This window comes from Streptomyces sp. NPDC044106, assembly GCF_056433985.1.
This window is the reverse complement of the sequence record NZ_JBWKFZ010000010.1, coordinates 44,934-51,962: the sequence shown is the minus strand read 5'-3', so window position 1 is coordinate 51,962 and position 7,029 is coordinate 44,934. Positions and strand designations below refer to the sequence as shown.

5 protein-coding genes and 1 pseudogene are annotated in these 7,029 nt (G+C 73.0%); all 6 read right to left on the bottom strand.

What is annotated here, in order from left to right:
* A pseudogene (locus tag AC07DI_RS19280) lies at window positions 1-477 on the bottom strand (Rne/Rng family ribonuclease); the annotation flags it as partial.
* Window positions 478-709: 232 nt separating this feature from the next.
* Window positions 710-1,510 carry a TIGR03936 family radical SAM-associated protein gene (locus tag AC07DI_RS19275; protein WP_478905336.1) on the bottom strand — a complete coding sequence of 267 codons (801 nt, stop codon included), beginning with the start codon at window positions 1,508-1,510 and terminating at the stop codon, window positions 710-712.
* 47 nt (window positions 1,511-1,557) lie between these two features.
* Window positions 1,558-2,871 (bottom strand): hypothetical protein, encoded by a 1,314-nt coding sequence (locus tag AC07DI_RS19270; protein ID WP_478905335.1) that lies wholly within the window; start codon window positions 2,869-2,871, stop codon window positions 1,558-1,560.
* Window positions 2,872-2,877: 6 nt separating this feature from the next.
* Entirely contained in the window at window positions 2,878-3,438 is a 561-nt protein-coding gene (locus AC07DI_RS19265) for a GNAT family N-acetyltransferase (protein ID WP_384257540.1), read from the bottom strand.
* A 40-nt stretch (window positions 3,439-3,478) separates the two neighbouring features.
* Complete coding sequence (locus AC07DI_RS19260; RefSeq protein WP_384257537.1) at window positions 3,479-5,404, bottom strand: TIGR03960 family B12-binding radical SAM protein; 1,926 nt, start codon at window positions 5,402-5,404, stop codon at window positions 3,479-3,481.
* 50 nt (window positions 5,405-5,454) lie between these two features.
* Window positions 5,455-7,023 carry a CYTH and CHAD domain-containing protein gene (locus tag AC07DI_RS19255; RefSeq protein ID WP_478905334.1) on the bottom strand — a complete coding sequence of 523 codons (1,569 nt, stop codon included), beginning with the start codon at window positions 7,021-7,023 and terminating at the stop codon, window positions 5,455-5,457.
* Window positions 7,024-7,029: the final 6 nt, after the last annotated feature.

The following is a 7,029-nucleotide window of genomic DNA, read 5'->3' as shown; positions in this document are numbered from 1 at the left end:
GTTCTCCTCGGCTGCGGCCTGGGGCGCACCGGCCGGAGCGGAGGCGCGGCGGGTCGCACGGCGGCGCGTGCGCGGGGCGGGTGCGGCCTCCTCGGCGGGCTCCTGCTCCGCCACGGCGGGCGCGGGGGTCTCGGCGGCGGGCTCCGTCACCTCGGCGGCCTGCGGCGTACCGGCGGGCGCGGAGGCGCGGCGGGTCGCGCGGCGGCGGCGCGGGGCCGGGGCGGCCTCGGGCTCCGGCTCGGCGACGGGCGTCGGAGCCCCGGTGGTCTCCGCGAGCACTTCGCTCTCTTCGGTCTCTTCGACCTCTGCTGTGTCCTGGGCGGCGGGGGTGGCCGGTATGGCCGGAGCCGCGGCTTCGGCGGCGCCCGTCGGCGGGCCCGCGGGACGCGATGCGGCGCGGCGCCTGCGGCGCGGCGGCAGCGTGTCGCTCGGGGTGTTGTTCTGCGAGCCCTCAGTGGGGTCGGTCGGCTCAAGCATGCGGGCGGTTCTCCCGTCACGCTCCCGGGCGCCGCGCCTGGTCCGTGATGTCCGCGGCTCGCGCTAGATGCGCGGGGCCGCCATCCGGGGGCGTGGGCGCCGCACGGGAGCTCTCTGTCTTGTCTCGCCGGTTCCGTACGCCCAAATGCGGACGGCCTGGCGAAAGTCTCGGTCAGTGCGCTGCCCGACCCAGGTGGCTCCCGAGTACCAGGGCTGCGCTTGACGTACGTCCCTAACGGGGGCCTTCCGGCACCGGCGCCTTCGCGGCGGCAGGTACGGCGGCCATGGGTGATGCGGCCGTTACTGCCTCGCGGTCGGGCGCGAGCGGGTCGGTCACCGTGCCGGTCTCTTCATCGAAAAGCCCCTGCGCCAGCCTGGTCACCGCTGCGGGGACCGGCGGCGCCAGGTCGGCCACAGCTCGGAGACCGGACAGGACGTCGTCAGGTCGTACGGCAGGTGTCACGTGCCGAACAACCAGCCGCAGTATCGCACAGGGCTTGTCGGTCGGCCTATCAGCGTCGGAAGCGATCGGTTCACCGTCGGTGACCGTTGCCAGGCTCACGACGGCCTCGCGTGCGTCGAAGGTGCGCATGCCGTTCTTGGTGCGGCGCTGGACCTCGACCTGCTCGGCGGCGGCGAAGAGCTCGGCGGCGCGCTCGGCCTCCGCGGGCTCCACGCCGTCGAGGCGCAGTTCCCAGACGGACGCCGTCAGCCGGTCGGCCAGTCCCGAGGTGTGGGACTCGACGGCGTCGACGATGTCGAGCCCTGCGGGCATCGACTCGTCGAGGAGCTCCCGCAGCTTCTCCGGGTCGCGGGGCGCGGTGAGCGCGATCTCCAGGTACTCGGCTTCACTGCCCGTGCCGGTGGGTGCGGCATTGGCGTACGACACCTTCGGGTGCGGGGTGAACCCCGCCGAGTACGCCATGGGCACCTCGGCGCGGCGCAGCGCACGCTCGAAGGCGCGCTGGAAGTCACGGTGGCTGGTGAACCGGAGGCGGCCGCGCTTGGTGTAACGCAGTCGGATGCGCTGCACCGCGGGTGCGGGCGGCGGGCCTACGGGCTGTCGCTTGCCCAGTTCTCTCAGTCCTTCGTGAGTGCGGTCGTACTGCTACCTAGAGTACGTGCCGTCGGCGTGTCCGGTTCCCGTCGGGCCACCGGAACCGCCACGGGCACCGCTTCCTTCGGTACCCCGAACAGCATCCGCCGCACATCGGCCCGGGCCTGGCGCACGCTCTCCCGCGCGGACGCGAGGGCCTGCCGCGTCGTGCGGCCGACGCTGCGGGCGGCCTCGGCGGCGGGGCGCCACACCGCGTCGCGGATCACGTGCCCGACGGGTGTGAGCACCGTCCGGTACACCCACCGCACCGGTTCGACGAAGATCCACCGGAGGAGCCTGCCGAGGAAGCGGCCGACGACGAGGGAGATGTGACCGGCGACACGCCAGGCGTGGCCGAGCGCGTCGCCGATCTCACGGGCGACGACGGCGACCGCCCGGCCGACGGGCGCGAGCACCCACCGCCACAGGGCGGCGGCCGGTACGACGAAGATCCAGCGGCCCAGCGTGGTGACGACGGTCCACAGGCCGCGCGCCAGCCAGGCGATCCCCGCGCCGATGCCGCGGGCCGTCCAGGCGATGCCGTGCCCGACGGGCGTCAGCACGCGCGCGTAGAGCCACATCGCGGGCACGACGATCAGCGTCCGGCCCAGCCAGGCGAGCCCGAGACCCACCGGCACGACCACGTACCGCCACAGGCCCACCCACGGCCAGACGAAGACCGCCTTGAACAGCCAGAGCAGGACGAGGCCGATGCCGCGTCCGGCCGCGGCGGCGCCCGTGCCGATGGCCCGCGCGAGCCAGTCGATGCCGTGCCCGATCGGGGTCAGCACGCGCGCGTAGAGCCATCCGGCGGGCACGACGAGCAGGACACGGGCCAGCCAGGCCAGGCCCGCGCCGATGCCGAGCACCCCGGCGGCGACGCCCCGCCCGAGCCAGGCGATGCCGTGCCCGATCGGGGTCAGCACGCGCGCGTAGAGCCACTTCGCGGGGATGCCGATCAGCGTCCGGCCCAGCCAGGCGAGCCCGAGACCCACCGGTACCACCACGTACCGCCACAGGCCCACCCACGGCCAGACGAAGACCGCCTTGAGCAGCCAGGTCAGTACGGCGGCGATGCCGCGTCCGAGCGGGCGCAGCGCGGTGCGGTACAGGAAGCGGCCGGATACGGCGAGCGCGTCCCACACCAGGCGTACGGGCACCACAAGGACGAGCACCACGATCCGCACCGGGATGCGGATCGCGACGGCGAGACAGCCCTCGGGCTGCGGCCGCGCGGTCGCGGGTGGCTGGGCGGCCACGTGCTCGGCGGGCCGCGGGGGCCGTTTCTCGAGGTCCATGTAGTCCTAGACGCGCGAGGCGTCGGTTCGGATGCGGCCGGTCCCGATCCAGTACCGGAGCTTGCCGCCCCGCTCGTCCTCGAACGTGCCGCCCGCGGCCTCGATGACCTTGCGGGAACCGGTGTTGTCGGTGTCGCAGGTGACCAGGACGGATTCCAGGCCGAGTCCGGCGGCGTACGGGAGGCAGGCGCGGAGCATGTCGGTGGCGTGGCCGCGGCGGCGGGCGGTGGGGCGGACCTCGTAGCCGATGTGCCCGCCGTACTCGCGCAGGAAGCGGGTGGCGACGGTGTGCCGGATGGTGATGCGGCCGAGGTAGTCGGCGCCTTCGACGTACCAGAGGGTCGTGACGGGGACGGCGAGGGGCTCGGCGGGATAGGCGGCGGCGCGGACCTCGGCGACGTACGACGCGAAGACCGCGGGGTCCCGCCAGCGTGCGCCGTAGTGGCGCAGGGTGCTGCCGAGCGTCGTGTCGTCGCCGGGCCCGCCCTGCCCCTCGGCCCGGAACTCCTCCATCGCGGCGATGTAGGAGCGGTGCACCTGGGCGGTGGGCAGGGCGAGTCGCGGCATGTGCTTGCTGCTCGGCGCTTCGGTTCCGGTACCGGTCCGGCTACTTGACGACCGTCAGCGGCAGGAGCTTCTTGCCGGTCGGGCCGATCTGGATGTGCGTGTCCATCTGCGGGCACACGCCGCAGTCGAAGCACGGCGTCCAGCGGCAGTCCTCGACCTCGGTCTCGTCGAGCGAGTCCTGCCAGTCCTCCCAGAGCCAGTCCTTGTCGAGGCCGGAGTCCAGGTGGTCCCAGGGCAGGACCTCCTCGTACGTGCGCTCACGCGTCGTGTACCAGTCGACGTCGACGCCCACCTCGGGCAGCGTCTTCTCGGCGCACCGCATCCAGCGCTCGTAGCTGAAGTGCTCGCGCCAGCCGTCGAAGCGGCCGCCCTCCTCGTAGACGGCGCGGATGACGGCGCCGATGCGGCGGTCGCCGCGCGAGAGCAGGCCCTCGACGATGCCGGGCTTGCCGTCGTGGTAGCGGAAGCCGATGGAGCGGCCGTACTTCTTGTCGCCGCGGATCTTGTCGCGGAGCTTCTCCAGGCGGGCGTCGGTCTCCTCGGCGGAGAGCTGCGGGGCCCACTGGAACGGCGTGTGCGGCTTGGGCACGAAGCCGCCGATGGAGACCGTGCAGCGGATGTCGTTCGAGCCGGAGACCTCGCGGCCCTTCTGGATGACGTTCATCGCCATGTCGGCGATCTGCAGGACGTCGTCGTCGGTCTCGGTGGGCAGGCCACACATGAAGTACAGCTTCACCTGGCGCCAGCCGTTGCCGTACGCGGTCGCGACGGTGCGGATGAGGTCTTCCTCGGACACCATCTTGTTGATGACCTTGCGCATGCGCTCACTGCCGCCCTCGGGGGCGAAGGTGAGGCCGGAGCGGCGGCCGTTCCTGGTCAGTTCGTTGGCGAGGTCCACGTTGAACGCGTCGACGCGGGTCGAGGGGAGGGACAGGCCGATCTTGTCCTCCTCGTACCGGTCGGCGAGGCCCTTGGCGACGTCGGCGATCTCGCTGTGGTCGGCGGAGGAGAGCGAGAGCAGGCCGACCTCCTCGAAGCCGGTCGCCTTCAGGCCCTTCTCGACCATGTCGCCGATGCCGGTGATGCTTCGCTCCCGCACGGGGCGCGTGATCATGCCGGCCTGGCAGAAGCGGCAGCCGCGGGTGCAGCCGCGGAAGATCTCCACGGACATCCGCTCGTGGACGGTCTCGGCGAGCGGCACGAGGGGCTGCTTGGGGTAGGGCCACTCGTCGAGGTCCATGACGGTGTGCTTGGACACGCGCCACGGCACGCCGCTGCGGTTGGGGACGACGCGGCCGATGCGGCCGTCGGGGAGGTACTCGACGTCGTAGAACGCCGGGATGTAGACCGAACCGGTCCTGGCGAGGCGGAAGAGGACCTCCTCGCGTCCGCCGGGGCGGCCCTCGGCCTTCCAGGCGCGGATGATCCCCGTCATGTCGAGCACGGCCTGCTCGCCGTCGCCGATGATCGCGGCGTCGATGAACTCGGCGATCGGCTCGGGGTTGAAGGCGGCGTGGCCGCCCGCGAGGACGATCGGGTCGTCCAGGGTGCGGTCCTTGGACTCCAGCGGGATGCCCGCGAGGTCCAGGGCGGCCAGCATGTTGGTGTAGCCGAGCTCGGTGGAGAAGCTGAGACCGAAGACGTCGAAGGCGCCGACGGGGCGGTGCGAGTCGACCGTGAACTGGGGCACCCGGTGCTCGCGCATCAGGGCCTCCAGATCCGGCCAGACGCTGTAGGTGCGCTCGGCGAGCACGCCCTCGCGCTCGTTCAGGACCTCGTAGAGGATCTGGACGCCCTGGTTGGGCAGTCCGACCTCGTACGCGTCCGGGTACATGAGCGCCCAGCGGACGTCGCAGGAATCCCACGGCTTGACGGTGGAGTTCAGCTCACCGCCGACGTACTGGATGGGCTTCTGCACATGCGGGAGCAGAGCTTCGAGCTGTGGGAAGACCGACTCGGCAGACATCGCGAACCTTCATGAGCGGGCAGGGGTGACCATCAAGCGTACCCCGGTGTTCACCCGCCGAGCGCCGCCCGCACTTTCGCCCGGGAGGCCGCGGCCCACTCCCCCGGCAGCTCCCGCTCCCGGTCCGCGCCCGCCGCCTCCTCCTGGCCGTACAGAAGTCCCCAGGTGAAGGCGGACTCCCCGGCCAGGTGCGCCTGGATCGCCAGGGCCCGCAGCGCCTCGCGCGCGACCACGCTGTCCTGGTGGTCGCCGAGGAGGCTCTGCACGGCCTTCATCCGCTTGGCGAACCGCTTGGCGGGCCTGCCGAGCGCGGGCACCGCCGACTCGCCCGCGTACCTGGCGCGCTTGGCGGCCTTGCGGGCGGCGTGCAGGGCGACGTCGCGCGCGGGGCCCGGGGGCAGCTCCAGGGCGTGGTCGATACGGGTGGCCAGCCGGGCGTAGTCCTTGAGGGCGGCCTTGGGCAGCGCTTTCGCGGGCGCCTTGGCCGCGGCGGGGCGCAGTGGGGGCGCGGCGAGCAGGGCGTCGAGAGTGTCCAGGAGGGTGAGGTAGCGCTCGCTGTCGAGGGCGGCGAGCGCGCCGCGCCGGGCGTCGGTGCTCCTGGCGACGTCCCAGATCCGCAGCCGCCCGCGCACCGGACCGAGGAGGAGGGTCTCGGGCAGCGCGCCGATGCGGGCGCCGAGCCGCTCGGCGAGGACTTCCTGGTCGCGGGCGACGCCCAGCCCGGCCGCGAGCCATTTGAGCTCATCGCCCAGGGGGTCGGTGACCGTGCGGTCGAGGATCTTCCCGTACGACTTGAAGGCGCTGCGCATCCGGCGGGTGGCGACGCGCATCTGGTGCACGGCGTCGGGCAGGTCGCGGCGGACGGCGGGGTCGAGCGAGACGAGCGCGTCGCGCTGGGCGCGGAGGTAGCCGAGGACGTGGTCACCGGCGCTCCCTGCTCCTTCGCCCGCGGCCTCGTGCACCGCATCGGCGACGGCCTCGCTCTTGCCGGCCTTCTTCCCGGTGTGTTCCCGCTGCTCGGTGCTCGCGAGCGCCCTGGCCAGCTTCGACGGGGACGAGGAGCGCCGCGCGCCCGCCTTCTTGAGCTTCTTCTCGACCTTGTCGAGGAGCGCGGGGTCGCCGCCGTCCGCCAGTTCGACCTCGGCCTCGGTCCACTCGACGGTGCCGGCGTCCCCGGCGAGCCGCTCGGCGAGCACCCGGTCGACGCTGGCCTCGGCGAGCAGGGCGCCCTGGGCGTCGAGGAGGTGGCACAGGGTCCGCGCGGACAGCAGACGGACGACGGGGACCAGTTCGGCCGAGCGCACCCGGGAGCGCACGAGTGCGGCGAGGGCGGGCGGCACCGTGTCCGAGAGCGGGGCGTGGATCTCGTCCCGTACGCCGTCGGCGAGCGACACCGGGAGTTTCAGGTGCCAGCCCTCGTCGGGGCCGCCGGTGCGCCGCCGCAGCGTGCTCGAGGCGGCCGCCAGGCGCTGGTCGGCGGTGTCCCAGTAGACGGCGTCCAGTTCGACGACGCCTCTGTCGACGACGTCCGCGACCCCGGGGACGCCGGACAGGTCGGGCAGCGTCGCGTCCGCCCCGACGTCGTACTTCCGCTCGATCTCGCGCTTCGTCTCCGCCATGGATTG